Below are 20,530 nucleotides of genomic sequence, written 5' to 3' on the forward strand. Positions count from 1 at the left end.
TGGCCGTCGTCATATCAGCAAATTGCTGAAAGAATCCGACATTTTCAACCACCATTGCCGAACCTGATCAGCCGATCGGACGACAACTGCTGGGGTGCCGCGAGGCGCGCCCGCGATCGCGCCCGACGTCATGTTGTGTGAACGGCCGACGGCTATACCGAGGACGCAGCAGTTGTCTTCGCGATGGGATAGCCATGAGGGCGTCACGATTCGCGCATTTCGTAGGCTTAAGGCGGCGTCCGTCCGCACCTCAGGGAGTTCACCATGATTGGTCTGGTTCGCGCCGCCTCGTTGGTCGCAACGCTGGCGTTTGGCCTGGTCTCGGCCCACGCCGCAGACAAGGCCTTCAAGCGCGATGATCTCGGCGACTCCGCCATTCGCCTCGAGGCCCAGCTCAAGAAAGACGCCGGGCCAATCGCCAAGACCACGGCAACCCTGAAAACCGATGCGGACGCCGCGCTTCGACGCAACGATGCCCGGACCGGACTGCAGACCCTGGGACAGATCGCCGTGGTGGCGCCGGAGGATGTCGGCAACTGGCTGCGCATCGCCCGCACCATTTTCTTGGTCCGTCCGACCGACAGTCGCGAGCAGACCTTCCTGCTGGAGCGGGCCTCGACCGCGGCCTACATCGCCTATCAGCGTGCCGGTAATGCCGGCGAGGAGGCCGACGCGCTCGCCGTGCTCGGCAAGTCGCTGGCCGACCGCAAACTGTGGCGGCCGGCGCTGGATTCGCTGCGGCTGTCGCTGGATCTGCGCGAAGTCGCCGATGTGCGCGGCCAGTATGAGAAGCTGCGCGACGACCACGGCTTCCGGCTGCTGGACTACTCGGTGGATTCGGATTCCGCGTCGCCCCGGGTGTGTTTTCAGTTCTCGGAAAATCTCGCCAAGCGCGTGGATTTCTCGCCGTTCCTGGCGCTTGGCGGCAACGACAAGCCGGCACTGACATCAGAGGATCAGCAGCTCTGCGTCGAAGGCCTCAAGCACGGCGAGCGCTACAATCTCAATCTGCGCGCCGGCCTGCCGTCGGCGGTCAAGGAGAGCCTGCCGAAATCGGCTGAGTTCAATGTCTATGTCCGCGACCGCAAGCCGTTCGTGCGTTTCACCGGCCGCGCCTATGTGCTGCCGCGCACCGGGCAGAAGGGCATTCCGCTGGTCAGCGTCAACACGCCGTCGGTGTCGGTGCAAGTCTTCCGGATCGGCGACCGCAACCTGATCAACACCGTGCTCGGCAGCGATTTTCAGCGCGCCCTGAGCAGCTATGAGCTGTCGACGCTCGGCGACGAGAAGGGCGTCAAGGTCTGGTCCGGCGAACTCGCGACCGCGACCAAGCTGAACGAAGACGTCACAACCGCGTTCCCGGTCGATCAGGCCGTTGGCGACCTGCAGCCCGGCGTCTACGTCATGACTGCCGCGGCCAAGGGACCCGGTTCAGCCAGTGGTGACGACGAGTCCTCGCTGGCGACCCAATGGTTCATCGTCTCGGATCTCGGCCTGACCGCGTTTTCCGGCAATGACGGCGTGCATGTGTTCGTCAATTCGCTGGCCTCCACCGAGGCCGTCGCCCGTGCCGAGGTGCGGCTTTTGTCGCGGAGCAACGAAATCCTCGCCACCAAGAAAACCGATGACGCTGGACACGTGCTGTTCGAGCCGGGCCTGGCGCGCGGCGAGGGCGGCCTGTCGCCGGCCATGATCACGGTGTCGGGCGAGAAAACCGACTATGCCTTCCTCAGCCTGAAATCCAACGCCTTCGACCTGACCGATCGCGGTGTCGCCGGCCGTGCCGTGCCGGCTGGCCTCGATGCGTTCGTCTATGCGGAACGCGGCGTCTATCGCTCCGGAGAGACCGTCTATCTCACCGCACTGGTTCGCGACGGCCAGGGCAATGCTGCGACCGGCAGTCCGCTGACACTGGTGGTGGAACGGCCCGATGGCGTCGAGTTCCGCCGCGCGTTGCTGGCCGACCAGGGCGCCGGTGGCCGCAGCCTGACCCTGCCGCTGAACTCCGCGGTGCCGACCGGCACCTGGCGGGTCCGGGCGTTCACCGATCCGAGGGCGCCGTCGATCGGCGAGACCACCTTCATGGTCGAAGATTACGTGCCGGATCGGATCGAATTCGACATATCTACCAAGGCCAAGCAGATTTCTGCTGATCTTCCTGTAGAACTTCAAGTGGATGGCCGTTTCCTCTATGGTGCGCCGGCCTCCGGCCTGTCCATCGAGGGCGACATGCTGGTGGCGCCGGCCGACAGCCGGCCGGGATTTGCCGGCTATCAGTTCGGCGTTGCCGACACCGAGACCGCCAGCAACGAGCGCACCCCGCTGGAAGACCTGCCCGAGGCCGACGCCAACGGCAAGGCGACCCTCAAGGTCAGCCTGCCGAAACCGCCGTCCTCGACCCGGCCCCAGGAAGCGCAATTCTTCGTCCGCATGGTGGAAGCCGGCGGCCGTGCCGTGGAGCGCAAGCTGACCCTGCCGGTCGCCCCCCAGGGCAACATGATCGGCGTCAAGCCGCTGTTCGCCGACCGCAACGTGGCCGAGGGCGACAATGCCAATTTCGACGTCGTGGTGGCCGCACCCGACGGCAAGACCCTGGTGCGCAGCGGGTTGCGTTATGAGCTGATGCGGGTCGAGTCCCGTTATCAATGGTACCGCCAGGGCTCGTCATGGGACTATGAGCCGGTCAAGACCACCAAGCGGGTGGCCGACGGCGATCTCACCGTCGCCGCCGACAAGCCGGCGCGCATCCAGGTGTCGCCGCAGCCGGGTCGCTATCGCCTGGACGTCAAGACCACCGATGCGGATGGTCCGCTGACCTCAGTGCAGTTCGACGTCGGCTGGTATTCCGACGGCAGCGCCGATACGCCTGATTTGCTCGAGACCTCCATCGATAAGCCGGAGTATGCGTCCGGCGACACCATGACGGTGTCGGTCAATGCGCGAACCGCCGGCAAGCTGACCATCAATGTGCTCGGCGACCGGCTGCTCACCACACAGTCCGTCGACGTCAAGGAGGGCACGGCGCAGGTCAAGATTCCGGTCGGCAAGGACTGGGGCACCGGCGCCTATGTGGTCGCGACACTGCGGCGGCCGCTCGACGCCAATGCCCAGCGCATGCCGGGCCGCGGCATCGGCCTGAAATGGCTCAGTATCGACAAGAAGGCGCGCACGCTCACCGTCAGCCTGACGCCGCCGGCCCTGACCCGTCCCAGCACCACGCTCAAGCTGCCGGTGAAGATCGAAGGCCTGGCACGGGGCGAAGACGCCAAGATCGTCATTGCGGCGGTCGATGTCGGCATCCTCAATCTGACCAACTACAAGCCACCGGCGCCGGACGACTATTATCTGGGCCAGCGCCGCATGACCTCGGAGATCCGCGACCTTTATGGGCAACTGATCGACGGCATGCAGGGCACCCGCGGCCAGATCCGCTCCGGCGGCGACGGCAGCGCGGCCGAACTGGCGGGCAGCCCGCCGACCCAGAAGCCACTGGCGCTCTATTCCGGCATTGTCACTGTCGGCGCAGACGGCACTGCGGACGTCTCGTTCGAGATTCCGGAGTTCGCCGGCACCGCGCGGGTGATGGCGGTGGCCTGGAGCGCGACCAAGCTCGGTCGCGCTACCACGGACGTCACCATCCGCGATCCGGTGGTGCTCACAGCGACACTGCCGCGCTTCCTGCTCAATGGCGATCGCGGCACCATGACCTTGGACCTCGACAACGTCGAGGGCGCGGCCGGCGACTACACCATCGGCATCAAGACCTCGGGTCCGGTCAGGCTGACCGGCAATCCCGCGACCGTGATGCGGCTCGCCGCCAAGCAGCGCAGCACCGTGCAAGTCGCGCTCGATGCCGGCGGCGCCGGCTCGGCCAAGCTCGATGTCGACATCAAGGGACCCAACGGCCTGGCACTGGCGCGCCACTACGCACTCGACGTCAAGCCGGCGACCCAGATCCTGGCCCGGCGGACGGTGCGCACCCTGGCGAAGGGCGAAAGCCTGACACTGACGCCGGACATGTTCTCGGACCTGGTGCCGGGCACCGGCGGCGTATCGCTGTCGGTCAGCCTGTCGACCGCGCTCGATGCTGCCTCCATCCTGAAGGCGCTGGATCGTTATCCGTTCGGCTGTTCCGAACAGATCACCAGCCGCGCCATGCCGCTGCTCTATGTCAACGACCTTGCCATCCAGGCCCATCTGGCGATGGACGGCGACGTCGACCAGCGCATCAAGGATGCGATCGACCGGCTGTTGGCGCGTCAGGGGTCGAACGGTTCGTTCGGCCTGTGGTCGGCGGGCGGCGAAGATGCCTGGCTCGACTCCTACGTCACCGACTTCCTGACCCGCGCCCGGGAAAAGGGCTTTGCGGTGCCGGACGTGCTGTTCAAGACCGCGCTCGACCGGATCAGGAATTCGGTCGTGAACGCGGCGGAGCCGGAGAAGGACGGCGGTCGTGATCTGGCCTATGGCCTCTATGTACTCGCCAAGAACGGCGCGGCGCCGATCGGCGACCTGCGTTATCTCGCCGACACCAAGCTGAACAATCTCGCAACTCCGATCGCGAAGGCTCAGCTGGCCGCGGCGCTGGCACTGGTCGGTGACCGCGGCCGGGCCGAGCGGGTCTATGCCGCTGCGCTGGAGGATCTCAAGCCGAAGCCGGTGCTGGTGTTCGGCCGCACCGATTACGGCTCGTCGCTGCGCGACGCGGCGGCGCTGGTGTCACTCGCCAGCGAAGGCAACGCGCCGCGGGCGACGCTGACGTCGGCGGTCGAACGGGTCGAGGCCGCTCGTGGTCTCACGCCCTATACCTCCACCCAGGAAAATGCCTGGCTGGTGCTGGCGTCCCGCGCCATTGCCAAGGAGGCCAACACCGTCTCGCTCGATGTCGACGGCAGCCCGGTCAAGACCGCGCTCTATCGCAGCTACTCCGCCGACAATGTGGGGCAGAAGCCGATCAAGATCACCAACACCGGCGATACGCCGCTGCAGGCGGTGGTTGCGGTCACCGGCGCCCCGGTGACACCGGAGCCCGCGGCCTCCAACGGCTTCAAGATCGAGCGCAACTACTTCACCCTGGACGGCAAGCCGGCCGACGTTACCAAGGCCAAGCAGAACGACCGCTTTGCCGTGGTGCTGAAGATCACCGAAGCCAAGCCGGAGTTCGGCCGCATCATGGTGGTGGATTATCTGCCGGCGGGTCTGGAGATCGACAATCCGAAGCTGGTGTCGTCGGGCGATACCGGCACGCTGGACTGGATCGAGGACGGCGAGGATCCCGAGAATACCGAGTTCCGCGATGATCGCTTCAATGCGGCGATCGAACGGGCCAGCAATGACAGCCCGGTGTTCACCGTGGCTTATGTGGTGCGCGCGGTGTCACCCGGCAAATACGTGCTGCCGCAGGCCTATGTCGAGGACATGTACAATCCCTCGCGTTACGGCCGCACCGGCACCGGCAGTGTCGAGGTGCGACCGGCGAAATGACCGGCGAGGGGACCATAACGCCTGCGGCGCCTCCGCGCCGCCGGCGCACACTCAAGGCCGCGGTGACAGCCGGCCTGGCTGTGGCCGGGGCGGTGCTCGTCGCGGCGACGATCTGGATCGTTTCGCTTGGTCCGGTGCCGCTCGCGCAGACCAAACAAATCTCGACCACCGTGGTCGATCGCAACGGCAAGCTGCTGCGCGCCTATGCGATGGCGGACGGTCGCTGGCGTTTGCCGGTGACGGCCGCGACCGGCGTCGATCCCGGCTATCTCAACCTGCTGCTCGGTTATGAAGACCAGCGTTTCCGCTCCCACCACGGCGTCGATCCGCTGGCGCTGGGGCGTGCCGCGGTTCAATTGCTGACCCAGGGGCATATCGTGTCCGGCGGCTCGACCATCACCATGCAACTGGCGCGGCTGCTGGAGCCGCGGCGCGAACGCTCGATCTCGGTCAAGCTGCAACAGATCGTGCGCGCGGTCGAACTCGAACGGCAGTTGAGCAAGGACCAGATCCTCGATCTCTATCTGACGCTGGCGCCGTTCGGCGGCAATCTCGAAGGCATCCGTGCGGCGTCGCTGGCCTATTTCGGCACGGAGCCGAAACGGCTGTCGCTGGCGGAAGCGGCGCTGCTGGTGGCGCTGCCGCAGTCTCCGGAGCGTCGCAGGCTCGACCGTTATCCGGACGCGGCGCGTGCGGCACGCGACCGGGTGCTGGATCGGATGGTGGGCGATGGCCGCGTCTCGAAAGAAGATGCGGCCGTGGCCCGCGCCGAGCCGGTTCCGCGGTTGCGCAAGCCGATGCTGCTATTGGCGCCGCACGCCACCGATCAGGCCGTGAGTTCTTCGCCCGACACCTCGCTGATCCGGACCACTCTCGATAGTACCATTCAGCGCAATCTCGAGCTGCTGGCGCGTGACCGCGCGGCGGCGCTCGGCCCGGACATTTCCATCGGTATCATAGCGGTGGATCACGAGAGCGGCGCCGTGCTGGCCCATGTCGGTTCACCGGATTATTTCGATGTGCGACGGGCCGGGCAGGTCGACATGACCCGCGCGGTGCGCTCGCCGGGTTCGACCCTGAAGCCGTTCATCTACGGCCTCGCGTTCGAAGACGGCTTCGTGCATCCGGAAAGCCTGATCGACGACCGTCCGATCCGGTTCGGCAACTATGCGCCGGAAAACTTCGACATGAATTTCCAGGGTACCGTGCCGGTGCGGCGCGCGCTGCAAATGTCGCTCAATGTTCCGGCGGTCGCTTTGCTCGACCGGGTCGGCGCCAGCCGGCTGTCGGCGCGGCTGAAGCAGGCCGGCGCGACACTGGTGCTGCCGAAGGACGAAGTGCCGGGTCTCGCTATGGGGCTCGGCGGCGTCGGCATTACCTTGAGCGATCTGGTCCGGCTCTATGCCGGCATTGCCCGGCTCGGCCAGACCGTGGCGCTTCGTGAAATCGTCCGCAGCGAAACCGAGGACCGCGACACCCGCCGCCTGATGGATCCTGCCGCGGCCTGGCAGATTGGCAATGTCCTGATCGGCACCCCGCCGCCGGAAAACGGTGTGCATGGCCGCATCGCGTTCAAGACCGGCACCAGTTACGGCTATCGCGACGCCTGGTCGGTCGGCTTCGACGGCCGCTATACCATCGGTGTCTGGGTCGGCCGTCCCGATGGTGCGCCGGTCACAGGGCTGCTCGGGCGCACGGCGGCAGCACCGATCCTGTTCGACGCCTTCGCCCGCACCGGCAAATTGTCCGTGCCGCTGCCGAAGCCGCCGCGCGGCGTGCTGGTGGCGAGCAATGCCAAGCTGCCTCTGCCGCTGCGCCGTTTCCGGCCGGTCGGTGAACTGGTCCGTAGTGGCAGCGAGCAGGCGCTCCGCATTCAGTTTCCACTGAATGGCTCGCGGATCGATGCCGGCGCGGATAGTGAACAATCGTTTGCACCGCTGCCGGTCAAAGTCGCGGGTGGGGTGTTTCCCCTGACCATGTTGGTTAACGGAATTGCCGTCGGCGAGATCGACAGCCGCCGCCAGAGGCTGGTCGCGCCGCCGGGACCGGGCTTCGTCCGGCTGACCGTGATGGACGCCACGGGCGCGGCGGACACAGTCGTGGTGAGAATTCAATAAGTCGGGCCTAAGCTGTTGTCGGGCTGTCGGTTTCATCGTATGCGAAACCGATGGCCGAGACCCTCTACCGCCCCCGATTTGGCGCCCCGCGTGAACCCGCTAATCGGGTCGATCCCGGGCGTGGGCTTGCGCGCGTCATCGAGGTCGTGGCCGGCAGCCATGCTCGTGCCGTCGCATTTCTGATTGTGGTCGGCGCGCTGTTTTTCCTGCCCGGCTTCTTCAACATTCCGCCGATCGATCGTGACGAGCCGCGCTTTGCGCAGGCCACCAAACAGATGGTGGAGACCGGCGATTTCGTCGACATCCGTTTCCAGGATGAAGTCCGCTACAAGAAGCCGGTCGGCATCTATTGGCTGCAGGCCGCCGCTGTCGAAACCGCGTCGGCGCTCGGACTGCCGCGTGCGCAGGTCCGCATCTGGCTCTACCGGATGCCATCACTGATCGGTGCCATCGGCGCCGTGCTGCTGACGTACTGGGCTGCGCTGGTGTTCGTGACGCGGCGAGGCGCATTGCTCGCGGCTCTGTTGTTGTGTGGCTGCGTGCTGCTCGGTGTCGAAGCGCGGCTGGCCAAGACCGACGCCATGCTGCTGTGCCTGTCGGTCGCCGTGATGGGCGCGATGGCGCGGATCTATGTGCCGTGGCAGCGCGGCGAGGATCCGGTCCGCCCGTCCTGGGCGCTGCCGGCGATTTTCTGGACCGCGATTGCGGCCGGGCTTCTGATCAAGGGGCCGCTGATCCTGATGTTCGTGGCGCTGGCCATCGGCGCGCTGGTGATCATGGATCGGTCCGGCGGATGGCTGTGGCAGCTGCGGCCGGCCTGGGGACTGATGTGGGTCCTGGTGCTGGTGCTGCCCTGGTTTGTAATGATCGTGATGCGCTCGGGCAGCAGTTTCTTCCAGGACTCGCTGGGCGGCGACATGCTGACCAAGCTCGCGAGCCCGCAGGAGTCCCACGGCGCGCCCCCGGGACTTTATTTTGTGCTGTTCTGGCTCACCTTCTGGCCCGGTTCGGCGCTTGCCGGACTCGCTGCGCCCGCCATCTGGCGCGTGCGGCGGGAGCCGGGTGCGCAATTCCTGCTGGCCTGGCTGGTGCCGTCCTGGATCGTGTTCGAGATCGTCATCACCAAGCTGCCGCATTATGTGCTGCCGCTGTATCCGGCGATCGCGATCCTGATCGTGGGCGCCCTGGAGCGCCGCGTGCTGTCGCGCGCCGCCTGGGTGGTGCGCGGCACGTCATGGTGGTTCGTGCTGCCGGCGCTGCTGTCGGTCGCCGCGGTTGTGCTGGCAATATCGCTGACCTTGCAACCGACCTTCCTGGCCTGGCCGTTCGCCGCCGGGGCGATGATCTTCGGCCTGTTCGCGTGGTGGCTGTACGACGAGAACGAGGCGGAGCGGTCGATCCTGAATGCCGTGGTCGCATCCTGGTTTCTCGGTGTCGTGGTCTACGGCGTGGTGATGCCGTCGCTGGCGCCGCTGTTCCCGAGCGTGGAGCTGGCGCGCGTGCTGCGCAATGTCGAATGCGTCGGTCCGCGCGCCGTCGCGGCCGGCTATCACGAGCCGAGCCTGGTGTTCATGACCGGCACCTCGACACTGCTCACTGACGGATCCGGCGCGGCCGATTTTCTTGGCCATGGCAGCTGCCGGTTCGCGCTGATTGAGTCGCGGCAGGAGCGGGCGTTTGCGCAGCGCGCCGAGGCCATCGGCCTGCGCTACAACGTGGCGACCCGCATCGAGGGCTATAATTTCTCGCAGGGCCGCCAGATTTCGGTCGCCGTGTTCCGTTCCGAAGGAACGCAGTGAGATGACCGCCCCCGTCGCAGGCACGGGCTATTTCGGTCGGCTTGCAACATCCGCAGGCACCTCGCTGGCCCAGCTGGTGCGCACCCCGTCGCATTCGCGCCGGGCGATCGCGCGGCGGCGCCTTGCGTGGCACTGGACCTGGCTTGTCGCGGGCTGCGCGGCCGCCATCATCGTTCTCATGCTTGCGGTCGATGTGCCCACCATCAGCGCCATGCCGGCGCGCGGCACGGCGAGCCTGTGGCCGGTCCGCATCCTGACCGACTTCGGCAAGGACGAATATGTGATCTGGGCCGTGGGGCTGCTGTTGCTGCTGGTCGTGGTGGTGACGCCGATGCTGCACGGCGCACGGCGCGTGTCGTTTGCAGCGCTGGAGATTCGTCTTGCCTTCATCTTCCTTGCCGTTGTCGTACCTAATGCGGCGGGAGAAGTCCTCAAGGGCATCATCGGCCGCGGCCGTCCCTTTGTCGGTGGCTCCGCGAACGCCTTCAACTATCAGCTCTTCGCATGGCAAGGGGCGTACGCCAGCTTGCCGTCGGCCCATGCCATCACCGCCTGCGCGCTGGCGTTCGCTATCGCGGTGGTCTGGCCGCGGACACGCTATGTCATGGCCGTCTACGCCATCGCGATTCTTGTGAGCCGCCTGGTGTTGCTGGCCCATCATCCGAGCGACGTGGTGGCTGGCGGGCTGGTGGGGGTGATCGGCGCGATGTTCGTCCGGCAATGGTTTGCTTCGCGGCGGCTCGGGTTCGCCATTCATGACGACGGCAGGATCGTGTCGCTTCCGGGGCCGTCCTGGGCCACCCTGAAGGGGGTTGCCGCCGGGCCCCGGGCCTCATAAGAAGCGGTCGCGAACGTCCTGCGACCGATCCCATCGGGAGCAAGGGCGATCGGCATGCTCCCAGCGGCATGTTTGAAAACACTGTACTTTTTCGACACGAGAACGCCGCTGGGCTTGCGAGACGCAGCAGACCCGCGATGGCGGATTGATGGAACGAACGAACACCATGTCTTCCGATTCCGGCGCGCCGGTTCCTGCCGTGTCCATCGTCGTGCCGGTGCGCAACGAGGCGGATAATGTCGCGCCGCTGGTGGCGGAGATCGTGGCCGCGCTGGACGGGCGCTGGGTCTATGAGATCGTCTACGTCAATGACGGCTCGACCGATGTGACAGCCGATCGGTTGGCGAACCTGATGGCCATCCACCCCGAGTTGCGTCAGGTCCGCCACGCGCGCTCGTCCGGTCAGTCGGCCGCGGTGCGGACCGGCGTCCGTTTTGCCCGCGGCGCCATCGTGGCGACCCTCGACGGCGACGGACAGAACAATCCGATCTTTCTGCGCGACCTGGTTGCGACCCTCGAGCGCGGCGGCGACCGCGTCGGTCTGGTCGCCGGCCAGCGCGTCGGCCGCAAGGACACCGGCTTCAAGAAATTCCAGTCGCGCGTCGCCAACGGCGTGCGCAGTGTCGTGCTGCGCGACGGCACCCGCGACACTGGCTGCGGCCTGAAGGCGTTTCGCCGGGAGGTGTTCCTGTCGCTGCCATATTTCGACGGGCTGCATCGATTCCTGCCGGCGCTGGTGCGGCGTGAAGGGTTCGAGATCGCCTATGTCGACGTGATCGATCGCCCGCGCCATGCCGGCGTCTCGAATTATGGTTTCTTCGATCGGCTCTGGATCGGGATCATGGATCTTGCCGGGGTGTGGTGGCTGATCCGCCGCAAGAAGTCGTCGCCGGTCGCAACTGAGGTAAAGTCCGAGGTGAACTCCAATGTCGGCTGATCTTTTCGCCAAACTCGGCGCCTACCTGCACGATGTCTTCGTGATGAATTTCGACGGCTGGGTGATCCTCGGCTTCGTGGCACAGGGCCTGTTCACCATGCGCTTTGTGGTGCAGTGGATTGCCTCCGAGCGTGCCCGCAAGAGCGTGGTGCCGGCCGCGTTCTGGTTTTTCTCGGTCGGCGGCGGCTTGCTGCTGCTGGTCTACGCGCTGTACCGTCGCGATCCTGTGTTCATTGCAGGACAGGCGCTTGGCCTGCTGGTCTATGTCCGCAACATCTATTTCATCGCGATCTACGGCCGCCAGACCTCGGCCAGCGAGTAGCGCTCCAGGCGCCTGCAAGGCGTCTTCGTCAGGTGGCCGGCCGTGCGCTGGAATGCAGCGGCAGGCTTTCGTGCTCCGTGGCCTCCAGCGGCGGCAGTTCACCCGCGGCTTCGAGAACGGGATAGGCGGCGGCGCTGATGTGCGAGTGAATGCGCTTGAGATCGCGCAGCACGTCCAGATGCAGCGACGTAGTCTCGATGGTCTCCGCGCGTCCCTCCCGCAACCGGTCGAGATGGCGTTCGGTGGCGGCGAGTTCAATGGCCTTGAGCTCGGCCTTGTCGGCGAGCAGCCGCCGTGCTTCGTTCACGTCGCCGGACATGAACACCCCGAACGACGCGCGCAGGCCGTCCAGAACCCGCTTGTGGAAGGCGGCGAGTTCAGCCGCGCCTTCCGGCGAGAACTGCAGCCGGCGCTTGGTTTTCTTGCCGGCGAGTTCGCTGAGATTCTTGTCGATGATGTCGCCGACGTGTTCCAGGTTGATGGCGAACGAAATGATCTCCATGGCGCGGCGGCCCTCGTGCTCGTCCAGGCTGCCGCGGGTGAGTTTGGTGAGATAGAGTTTGATCGCCTCGTCCAGCCGGTCGACGGTGTTGTCCATGCGCGAGACCTGCGCGGCCAGCGCGCGGTCGTTGCTCAGGAGGGCCGTCATCACCTGTTGCAGCATGACCTCGACCGTGTCGCCCATGCGCAGCGTTTCCCGTGCGGCGTCGGTCAGTGCCAGCGATGGGGTTTCCAGGGCGCTCTCGTCGAGATAACGCGGCTTTGATGGATCGGTCGCGAGCTGGCGTTCGGGAAACAGCTTGACCAGCAGTGCAGCGATCGGATCGAGCAGGCCGATGAACGCCAGCGCGGTCGCGACATTGAAGACGACATGGAACTGGGCCGTGAGCTTGGCCATGTCGGGCTGCCATTGCGCCGCGAGCTGGCTCAACGGATGCAGGAACGGCAGCACCAGCGCCACGCCCACCAGCCGGTTGAGCAGATTCCCCACCGGCAGCCGGTAGCTTTCCGGATTGTCGCGGCGCGCGCCTTCGACCAGCGGATTGATCGCGCTGCCGAGATTGGCGCCCAGCACCAGCGCGATGGCCGCGTAGGGCGTCACGAACTGGGAATAGGCCAGCGACATGATCAGCAGGATGGTGGCGACGCTGGAATGCGCGGCCCAGGTCACCGCGGCCGCGATCACGACACACAGCACCGGATCGCCGGTGATCGCATTCATCAGCACCCGCACGCTCGGGGCGTTTTCGGCGGGCGCCAGGGTATCTAGCAGAATGTGCAGCGACAGCAGCATCAGCCCAAGGCCGATCGCAACCCGCCCCATGTCCTTGATGCGGCTGCGCGGGCCGCTGCGGAAGGCGACCAGGCCGATGATGAACAGGATCGGCGCCACCTGGGAAATGTTGAACGACAGCACCTGCACGATCAGCGTGGTGCCGACATTGGCGCCGAGCATGATGGCCAGCGCAGGCGTCAGCGCAACCAGGCCTTCGGCCGTGAACGAGGTGGTGATCAGCGCCGTCGCGGTGCTGCTCTGGAGCAGTGCGGTGAAGCCGAGCCCGGCGGCGAACGCCGTGACGCGGTTGCCGAGCGTCTTCGACAGGCCGGCACGGAGGTCAGGACCGAACGCGCGCAAAATGCCGGTGCGGACCATATGCAGTCCCCACAGCAGCAGCGCGACCGCGCCCATGAGATCGAGCAGAACGATGGTTCCCATGATCCTCCATCCGAGAGTCGTGATGCGAGGCTAACGCGCATCCGGCGCGGGTGTTGGCTATTTTTCAGCCGATCGGAGCACAAATTGTTGCGAAAATGCCCGTTGTTGCGGAAAACGGATATCGACAGGAGCGACCGAGCCGTTCTGTCGATATGGGATTTTGTGTGCGAATTGCTACCGTTGAACCGCGTTTGAGCCGCGTTTTCCTGGGCCAGGCCTGTGCCGTCAGATCGCCGCCTTGAGTGCGGCGAACCCTCGATCGAGATCGGCCTTGAGATCGTCGACTGCTTCGAGGCCGATCTGAAGACGCAGCGTCGGTCCACCCGGTGCCCATGTGGTCGCGGTCCGATAGGTCGAGCAGTCGAACGGAATCACCAGGCTCTCGAAGCCGCCCCAGGAAAAGCCCATGCCGAACAGTTTCAGTTCGTCGAGGAAGGCATGAACAGCTTGTTGCGGCACGGGCTTCAGCACGATGCTGAACAGCCCGCTGGCGCCGGTGAAGTCCCGCTTCCAGATCGCGTGGCCGGGATCACTCTCCAGCGCCGGGTAAAGCACGCGCGCGACCTCCGCATGTCCGCCGAGCCAGTTGGCCATCTCCAGCGCGGAGCGCTGATGATGCGCCAGCCGCACCGCCAGCGTGCGCAACCCGCGCAGCGCCAGAAAGACGTCATCGGGCCCGGCACAGATCCCGAGCAGCCGGATGCCCTCGGCAATGAGCGGCCACGCCCGGGTGTTGGCCGAGATCGTTCCGAACATGATGTCGGAATGGCCGCCGATGTATTTGGTCGCCGCCTGGATGCTGATGTCGACACCCTGGTCGAGCGAACGGTGAAACAAGGGCGTGGCCCAGGTGTTGTCATCGATCACCAGTGCGCCGCGGGCGTGCGCGACCGCTGCGATGGCCGGGATGTCGGCCATCTCGAACGACTGCGATCCCGGCGCCTCGACCATCACGGCGCGGGTGTTCGGCCGGAACAGGTCCGCAATCCGCTCGCCGATCAGGGGATTGAAATAGCTGGTTTCGATGCCATAGCGTGTCAGCAGACCGTCGCAAAAACTGCGGGTCGGGCGGTAGATGCTGTCGCAGACCAGCAGGTGGTCGCCGCTCCTGAGGACCGCGAGCAGGGCGGTTGAAACTGCTGAAAGCCCCGACGGCGCAAGGCCGACGCCAGCGCACTGAGGTCCCTCCAGCACCCGCAGGGCATCCTGCAGCGCTCTGGTGGTCGGTGTGCCGTGGCGGCCGTATTGATAGTCGCTCCGATGGTGCAGCAGGTCGTCGGCGGTCGGGTAGAGCACCGTCGATCCGCGCTGGGTCGGCGGGTTGATGAAGCCCTTCTGCGCCACAGTGTCACGGCCGGAGGTGACCAGAGCGGTCTCGGGGGCGAACGGGTGTTTTTCGGAAGCGGCCATGAGTCCCAGACGATCAAGAGAATTCCAGACGATAACCGAGCTTTGCCCTGCGCCTGGCGTCCGGCCGGAGCGGCCGGGACGCGTTCATCCGATAAGAGGACGGGGGAAGGTGACCGTCAACCCCTTGACCTGTCACGGCCGCCGTTCTGTTATGCGCGGCAAAGGTTTATCCGTCTCGCAATGCACTTGGGGCCATCTTTGCCCTTTGGTGCGGGCGAGGCGCCGTTTTGCGTTGCTGCAATGTTTGTGAAAGGTCTTGCCATGAAACGCCTCGCCATTCTCTCCGCCATGGTCCTGATTGCCGGAGCATCGACCCAGGCTGCGAACGCTCAAACGCTCAAGACGGTCAAGGATCGTGGCATCCTGTCGTGCGGCGTCAGCCAGGGGCTGCCGGGCTTCTCCTCGCCCGACGACAAGGGCAACTGGACCGGTCTCGACGTCGACGTGTGCCGCGCCATCGCGGCCGCCGTGTTCAACGACCCGACCAAGGTGAAATTCGTGCCGCTGTCCGCCAAGGACCGCTTCACGGCGCTGCAGTCCGGTGAAATCGACGTGCTGTCGCGCAACTCGACATGGACGCTGTCGCGCGACACCTCGCTAGGCCTGAACTACACCGGCGTCACTTATTACGACGGCCAGGGCTTCCTGGTCCGCAAGTCGCTGAAGGTGAACTCGGCGCTGGAACTGAACAGCGCCTCGGTCTGCGTGCAGACCGGCACCACCAACGAGCAGAACGTGGCGGACTATTTCAAAGCCAACAACATGAAGTATGAGATCATCGCATTCGGCACCGCGGACGAAACCGTGAAGGCCTATGAGGCTGGCCGCTGCGATGTGTTCACCTCCGATGTCTCCCAGCTTTACGCTGAACGGCTCAAGGTCGCCAATCCGGCCGACCACGGTGTGCTGCCCGAGGTCATCTCCAAGGAGCCGCTCGGTCCGGTGGTGCGCCATGGTGACGATCAGTGGTTCGATATCGTCAAGTGGACGCTGTTCGCCATGGTGAATGCGGAAGAGCTCGGCATCACCCAGAAGAACGTCGATGAGATGGCTAAGTCGGACAAGCCCGAACTGAAGCGCGTGTTCGGCACCGACGGCAATCTCGGCGAAACCCTCGGCCTGACCAAGGATTGGGTCAGCCGGATCATCAAGGCCGTCGGCAATTATGGTGAAACGTTCGACCGCAACGTCGGCGCCGGTTCCAAGCTGCAGATCGCGCGCGGTCTCAACAAGCTCTGGAATCAGGGTGGCATCCAGTACGCGCCGCCGATCCGCTAAGACCCGCGCCGAGGTCGCGCCATGTCGATCGAGTCCCGGCCGCCGCCGTCGCTGTTCTGGCCCAAGCTCAGGCGCGCGGTCGGTGGCCGCGCCGGCTGGAGCGGGCTCGTACTGCAGATCGCTTTTGTCGCGCTGCTGGTCTGGATCGGTTATGAAATCGTGGCCAACGCGCGCGCCAACCTGCAGGCGCAGCGCGTTGCCTCCGGCTTTGGCTTCCTTGACAACACAGCCGGATTCGCCGTCAGCCAGGCGCTGATACCCTATTCGGAGTCCAACACCTACGCGCGGGTGTTCGTGGTCGGGTTGCTGAACACGCTGATCGTGTCGGTCATCGGAATTATCTTTGCGACGATCTTCGGCTTTCTCGTCGGGCTGGGGCGGCTGTCGCCGAACTGGCTGCTGTCACGGCTCTCCGGCGGCTATGTCGAACTGGTGCGCAATCTGCCGCTCTTGTTCCAGATTTTGTTCTGGTATCTGGCGGTGCTGGCGACACTGCCGAATCCGCGTCAAAGCATTTCGCTGTTCGACAAGTTCTTCCTGAGCAATCGCGGCTTCGTGATTCCGAAACCGATCGAACAGGCCAGCTTCGGGCCGTTCGTCATCGCGATCGTCATTGCCATCGTCGCCTCGCTGCTGCTGCGCTCCTATGCCCGCCGCCAGTTGTTCGACCACGGCCGGATGTTGAAAATCTGGCCTTATGGGCTGGGACTGCTGATCGGACTGCCGCTGATCGTGTGCCTGGTACTGGGCGCGCCCGTCACCTTTGAAATCCCAGCGTTGCGGGGCTTCAATTTCGCGGGCGGCTCGCGGATTATCCCCGAGTTCATTGCGTTGACGCTGGCGTTGTCGACCTACACGGCCGCCTTCATTGCCGAGATCGTCCGGGCCGGCGTGCAGTCCGTCAACAAAGGGCAGATGGAGGCGGGCTCGTCCCTGGGCTTGTCGCGCGGCACGGTGTTGCGGCTGATCGTGGTGCCGCAGGCGATGCGGGTGATCCTGCCGCCGCTCACCAATCAGTATCTCAACCTGACCAAGAACTCGTCGCTCGCGGTCGCCATCGGTTATCCCGACCTGTTTTCGGTGTTCGCCGGCACGACGCTGAGCCAGACCGGCCAGGCCATCGAGATCATCGCCATCACCATGGGCGTCTATCTCCTGATCTCGCTCGTGACCAGCGCCGTGATGAGCTACTACGGCTGGCGCATCAACCGGAACCTCGGCGCGACATGACCGATCAGCTCGCAACCTCCTTCGTTCGTCAGGATCTGGTGCCGCAGCGGCCCGCGCCGGTGGTGACGACGGGCTTTGTCGGCTTCCTGCGAACGCGGTTGTTCAATACGCCGTCCAATGCGCTCTTGACCATCGTCTGCGCGCTGCTGCTGTGGTTCACGGTGGTGCCCACGATCAAGTTCCTGGTGGTGGACGCGGTCTGGCAGGGCAACGATCGCTCGGCCTGCCTCGCCGAAAACGTCGGGCGCACGGTCGGGGCCTGCTGGCCTTTCGTCCAGGCCAAGTTCATCCAGTTCATCTACGGCTTCTATCCGGAGGCCGAGCGCTGGCGGGTCAATGTGATCTTTGCCCTGGCCATCATGCTGCTGATTCCGCTCCTGATCCCGCGCATTCCCGGCAAGACGGCGAACGCCGGACTGTTCTTCCTGGCGTTTCCGCTGGTGGCCTATTTCCTGCTGCACGGCGGTGGCATCCGCGGCTTCGGTTTGACCTGGACCGCGGACGCCGCGCTGGCATTGGCCAACAGCATCGTGGACGCCGGCCGCAAGCTTGCCGAGCTCGGCGAAGCCAGGGGCGTTATCGGATGGCTTCCGGTTTTACTCGGAAAAACGCTGGCCCTGCTCGGCAGCGCACTGGCCATCCCGATCGCGCCACTCGGCTGGCTGCGCGACTGGATTCAAGCCTCGGGCAAAGCGGTCTGGGCCGACGTGGCATTGACGGCGATTGTGGTGTCGCTGCTGCTGTTCTTTCTCAATGGTGGCCTGCGGACCGGTTGGCGTTCGCTGATTATCAGCCTTGTGACCTTTGCCGGCATTGCGCTGGTGATTGCGGTGATGGGGCTCGACCGCGGCGGCCTGCCGATCGTCGACAGCCGGCTGTACGGCGGCCTGCTGGTCACACTCATCGTTTCCGTGACCGGCATCGTTGCCTCGATGCCGATCGGCATCGCGCTGGCGCTCGGGCGCCGCGCGACCATTCCGCTGGTCCGGATCTTCTCCATCGCCTTTATCGAGTTCTGGCGCGGCGTGCCTCTGATCACGGTGCTATTCTTCGCGACCTATATGCTGCCGCTGTTCCTGCCGGGCAATTTCACCATCGATGGACTGCTGCGCGTGCTGATCGGCATCGCGCTGTTCTCCGGCGCCTATAACGCCGAAGTCGTGCGCGGCGGCCTTGCGGCGATCCCGCGCGGCCAGGCCGAGGCGGCCAGTGCGCTGGGATTGTCCTACTGGAAAACCACTTCGCTTGTGGTGATGCCGCAGGCGCTGCGGCACGTCATTCCGGGACTGGTCAACAGCTTCATTGCGCTGTTCAAGGACACCACGCTGGTGCTGATCGTCGCGATCTTCGATCTGCTGGGCTCGCTGCGGGCGGCGTTCGCCGATCCCGTGTGGGCGACGCCGTCGACGCTGTTCACCGGTTTCGCCTTCGCCGGCATCATCTATTTCATCTTCTGTTTCGGCATGTCGCGGTACTCGCTGTTTGTCGAGCACCGCCTGAATGCCCATCGCCGCCACTGAGAAGAGAGCGTCATGACCGCAGAAACCATCGTCACCGTCGGACAGCTCAACAAATGGTATGGCGAGTTCCACGTGCTGCGGGATATCAGCCTCGAGGTCGGCCGCGGCGAACGCATCGTGATCTGCGGCCCGTCGGGCTCGGGCAAATCGACCCTCATTCGCTGCATCAATGCGCTGGAGGAATTCCAGGAAGGCCGCATTGTCGTGGACAATATCGAGCTCGGCCCGAACCTGCGCCGGGTCGACGAGGTGCGGCGCGACGTTGGCATGGTGTTCCAGAGCTTCAATCTGTTCCCGCATCTGTCGGTGCTTGAGAACTGCACGCTGGCGCCGATCTGGGTCCGCAACATCCCGAAAAAGGATGCGGAAGCCACCGCGATGAAGTTTCTCGAGCGTGTCCGCATCCCCGACAAGGCCGACAAATATCCGGGACAGCTCTCCGGCGGTCAGCAGCAGCGCGTCGCCATCGCCCGCGCGCTGACCATGAATCCAAAGGTCATGCTGTTCGACGAGCCGACCTCGGCGCTCGATCCGGAGATGGTCAAGGAGGTGCTCGACACCATGGTCGATCTCGCCAAGGAAGGCATGACCATGCTGGTGGTGACCCACGAAATGGGATTCGCCAAGGAAGTCGCCAGCCGCATCGTGTTCATGGATGCGGGGCAGATCATCGAAAGCAATACGCCGCAGAATTTCTTCGCCAATCCGCAGCATGCACGGACCAAGCTGTTCCTCAGCCAGATCCTGCGCTGATCACTGCGAAGCAGAAAAGCCGGACGGGAAGAGCTACGGTTATTCGAAGGGCACGCTCAAATTGCTGCGCTTCTCCAGCCAGCCCGGCACCGGCAGATTCTTCGAACGCATGAAGGCCGGATTGAACAGCTTGGACTGATAGCGCGTGCCGGAATCGCAGAGGATGGTTACGATGGTGTGGCCCGGTCCCAGCTGCTTGGCGAGCCGGATCGCGCCGGCGACATTGATGCCGGTCGAGCCGCCGAGGCACAGACCTTCGTGCTCCAGCAGATCAAAGATCACCGGCACGGCTTCCTCGTCCGGAATGAGATAGGCCTCGTCGACCTGGGCGTCCTTGATCACCGGCGTCATTCGTCCGAGCCCGATGCCTTCGGTGATCGAATCGCCCGGCGTCGCCTTGGCCTGGCCGTTCTTGAACAGCTCGTACATGCCGGCCCCGCGGGGGTCGGCGACACCGATGATAATGTCCTTCTTCTTCTCGCGGAGATAAGCGCTGGTGCCCGCCAGCGTGCCGCCGGTGCCGATCGAGCAGATGAAGCCGTCGATCTTGCCGCCGGTCTGCTCCCAGATCTCGGGTCCGGTCGAGACGTAATGGGCCTTCGGATTGTCCAGGTTGTTCCACTGATCGGCGAACAGCACGCCGTTCGGCTCGGTCTTGCGCAGCTGATCGGCCAGACGCTTGGCGACATGCTGGTAATTGTTCGGGTTGCTGTAGGGCAGGGCCGGCACTTCGACGAGCTCCGCGCCGCAGAGCCGCAGCGTATCCTTCTTTTCCTGGCTCTGGGTTTCCGGGATCACGATCAGGGTCCGATAGCCGCGTGCGCTGGCGACCACCGCAAGCCCGATGCCGGTGTTGCCGGCGGTGCCTTCCAGCACCAAACCGCCTGGCTTCAGGTCACCGCGTTTCTCCGCCTCGAGGATCATCTGTTTGCCGGCGCGGTCCTTCACGGACTGGCCCGGATTCATGAACTCGGCCTTGCCGAGAATGGTGCATCCGGTCGCTTCCGACGCATGCTTCAGCTTGATGAGCGGCGTGTTGCCGATCGCTTCGACGACATCGTGATAGATGGTCATGATGAGACGCGGGCCTTGAATACTTGCGGGGTCGATTCAGATTTTGACCCT

13 protein-coding genes are annotated in these 20,530 nt (G+C 64.9%); 10 read left to right on the top strand and 3 right to left on the bottom strand.

The annotated features are described in order from the left end of the window. Positions 1-264 precede the first annotated feature (264 nt). The 6 genes from RS897_RS31675 to RS897_RS31700 all read left to right on the top strand — a co-directional run bounded on the left by RS897_RS31675 (position 265) and on the right by RS897_RS31700 (position 11,497). Positions 265-5,484 (top strand): alpha-2-macroglobulin family protein, encoded by a 5,220-nt coding sequence (locus tag RS897_RS31675; RefSeq protein ID WP_315832619.1) that lies wholly within the window; start codon positions 265-267, stop codon positions 5,482-5,484. After that, the gene (gene pbpC, locus RS897_RS31680) at positions 5,481-7,601 is read left to right on the top strand and encodes a penicillin-binding protein 1C (RefSeq protein WP_315832620.1); all 2,121 of its coding nucleotides are present in this window, start codon (positions 5,481-5,483) and stop codon (positions 7,599-7,601) included. Before RS897_RS31675 ends, pbpC begins: the two co-directional genes overlap by 4 nt. 50 nt (positions 7,602-7,651) lie before the next feature. Further along, complete coding sequence (locus RS897_RS31685; RefSeq protein WP_315832621.1) at positions 7,652-9,400, top strand: ArnT family glycosyltransferase; 1,749 nt, start codon at positions 7,652-7,654, stop codon at positions 9,398-9,400. A 1-nt stretch (position 9,401) separates the two neighbouring features. After that, the gene (locus RS897_RS31690; protein WP_315832622.1) at positions 9,402-10,238 is read left to right on the top strand and encodes a phosphatase PAP2 family protein; all 837 of its coding nucleotides are present in this window, start codon (positions 9,402-9,404) and stop codon (positions 10,236-10,238) included. A 166-nt stretch (positions 10,239-10,404) separates the two neighbouring features. Beyond that, positions 10,405-11,175, top strand: a complete 771-nt coding sequence (locus tag RS897_RS31695; protein ID WP_315832623.1) for a glycosyltransferase family 2 protein — start codon at positions 10,405-10,407, stop codon at positions 11,173-11,175. Further along, positions 11,165-11,497, top strand: a complete 333-nt coding sequence (locus RS897_RS31700; protein WP_315832624.1) for a lipid-A-disaccharide synthase N-terminal domain-containing protein — start codon at positions 11,165-11,167, stop codon at positions 11,495-11,497. The genes RS897_RS31695 and RS897_RS31700 overlap by 11 nt, the downstream gene beginning before the upstream one ends. Positions 11,498-11,525: 28 nt before the next feature. Here RS897_RS31700 and RS897_RS31705 read toward each other — a convergent pair whose 3' ends face one another. Both RS897_RS31705 and metC read right to left on the bottom strand, forming a co-directional pair. After that, on the bottom strand, positions 11,526-13,214 hold the full coding sequence (locus RS897_RS31705) for a Na/Pi cotransporter family protein (RefSeq protein ID WP_315832625.1): 1,689 nt from the start codon (positions 13,212-13,214) through the stop codon (positions 11,526-11,528). A 225-nt stretch (positions 13,215-13,439) separates the two neighbouring features. Beyond that, a complete protein-coding gene (metC, locus tag RS897_RS31710; RefSeq protein WP_315832626.1) occupies positions 13,440-14,624 on the bottom strand; it encodes a cystathionine beta-lyase in 1,185 nt (394 codons plus the stop codon). Positions 14,625-14,885: 261 nt separating this feature from the next. Here metC and RS897_RS31715 point away from each other — a divergent pair, with 261 nt between their 5' ends. Genes RS897_RS31715 through RS897_RS31730 form a run of 4 tightly spaced genes read left to right on the top strand, consistent with a single transcriptional unit; the run spans position 14,886 to position 19,405 of the window. Beyond that, positions 14,886-15,902 (top strand): amino acid ABC transporter substrate-binding protein, encoded by a 1,017-nt coding sequence (locus RS897_RS31715; protein ID WP_315832627.1) that lies wholly within the window; start codon positions 14,886-14,888, stop codon positions 15,900-15,902. 21 nt (positions 15,903-15,923) lie between these two features. After that, the gene (locus RS897_RS31720) at positions 15,924-17,132 is read left to right on the top strand and encodes an amino acid ABC transporter permease (protein ID WP_315832628.1); all 1,209 of its coding nucleotides are present in this window, start codon (positions 15,924-15,926) and stop codon (positions 17,130-17,132) included. Continuing rightward, entirely contained in the window at positions 17,129-18,652 is a 1,524-nt protein-coding gene (locus RS897_RS31725) for an amino acid ABC transporter permease (RefSeq protein WP_315832629.1), read from the top strand. Before RS897_RS31720 ends, RS897_RS31725 begins: the two co-directional genes overlap by 4 nt. 12 nt (positions 18,653-18,664) lie before the next feature. After that, entirely contained in the window at positions 18,665-19,405 is a 741-nt protein-coding gene (locus RS897_RS31730) for an amino acid ABC transporter ATP-binding protein (RefSeq protein ID WP_315832630.1), read from the top strand. A 39-nt stretch (positions 19,406-19,444) separates the two neighbouring features. Here the strand turns inward: RS897_RS31730 and RS897_RS31735 are convergent, their stop codons facing one another. Beyond that, the gene (locus tag RS897_RS31735) at positions 19,445-20,479 is read right to left on the bottom strand and encodes a cysteine synthase A (protein WP_315832631.1); all 1,035 of its coding nucleotides are present in this window, start codon (positions 20,477-20,479) and stop codon (positions 19,445-19,447) included. Positions 20,480-20,530 lie beyond the last annotated feature (51 nt).

Source organism: Bradyrhizobium prioriisuperbiae, assembly GCF_032397745.1.
GTDB classification, from domain to species: domain Bacteria; phylum Pseudomonadota; class Alphaproteobacteria; order Rhizobiales; family Xanthobacteraceae; genus Bradyrhizobium_A; species Bradyrhizobium_A prioriisuperbiae.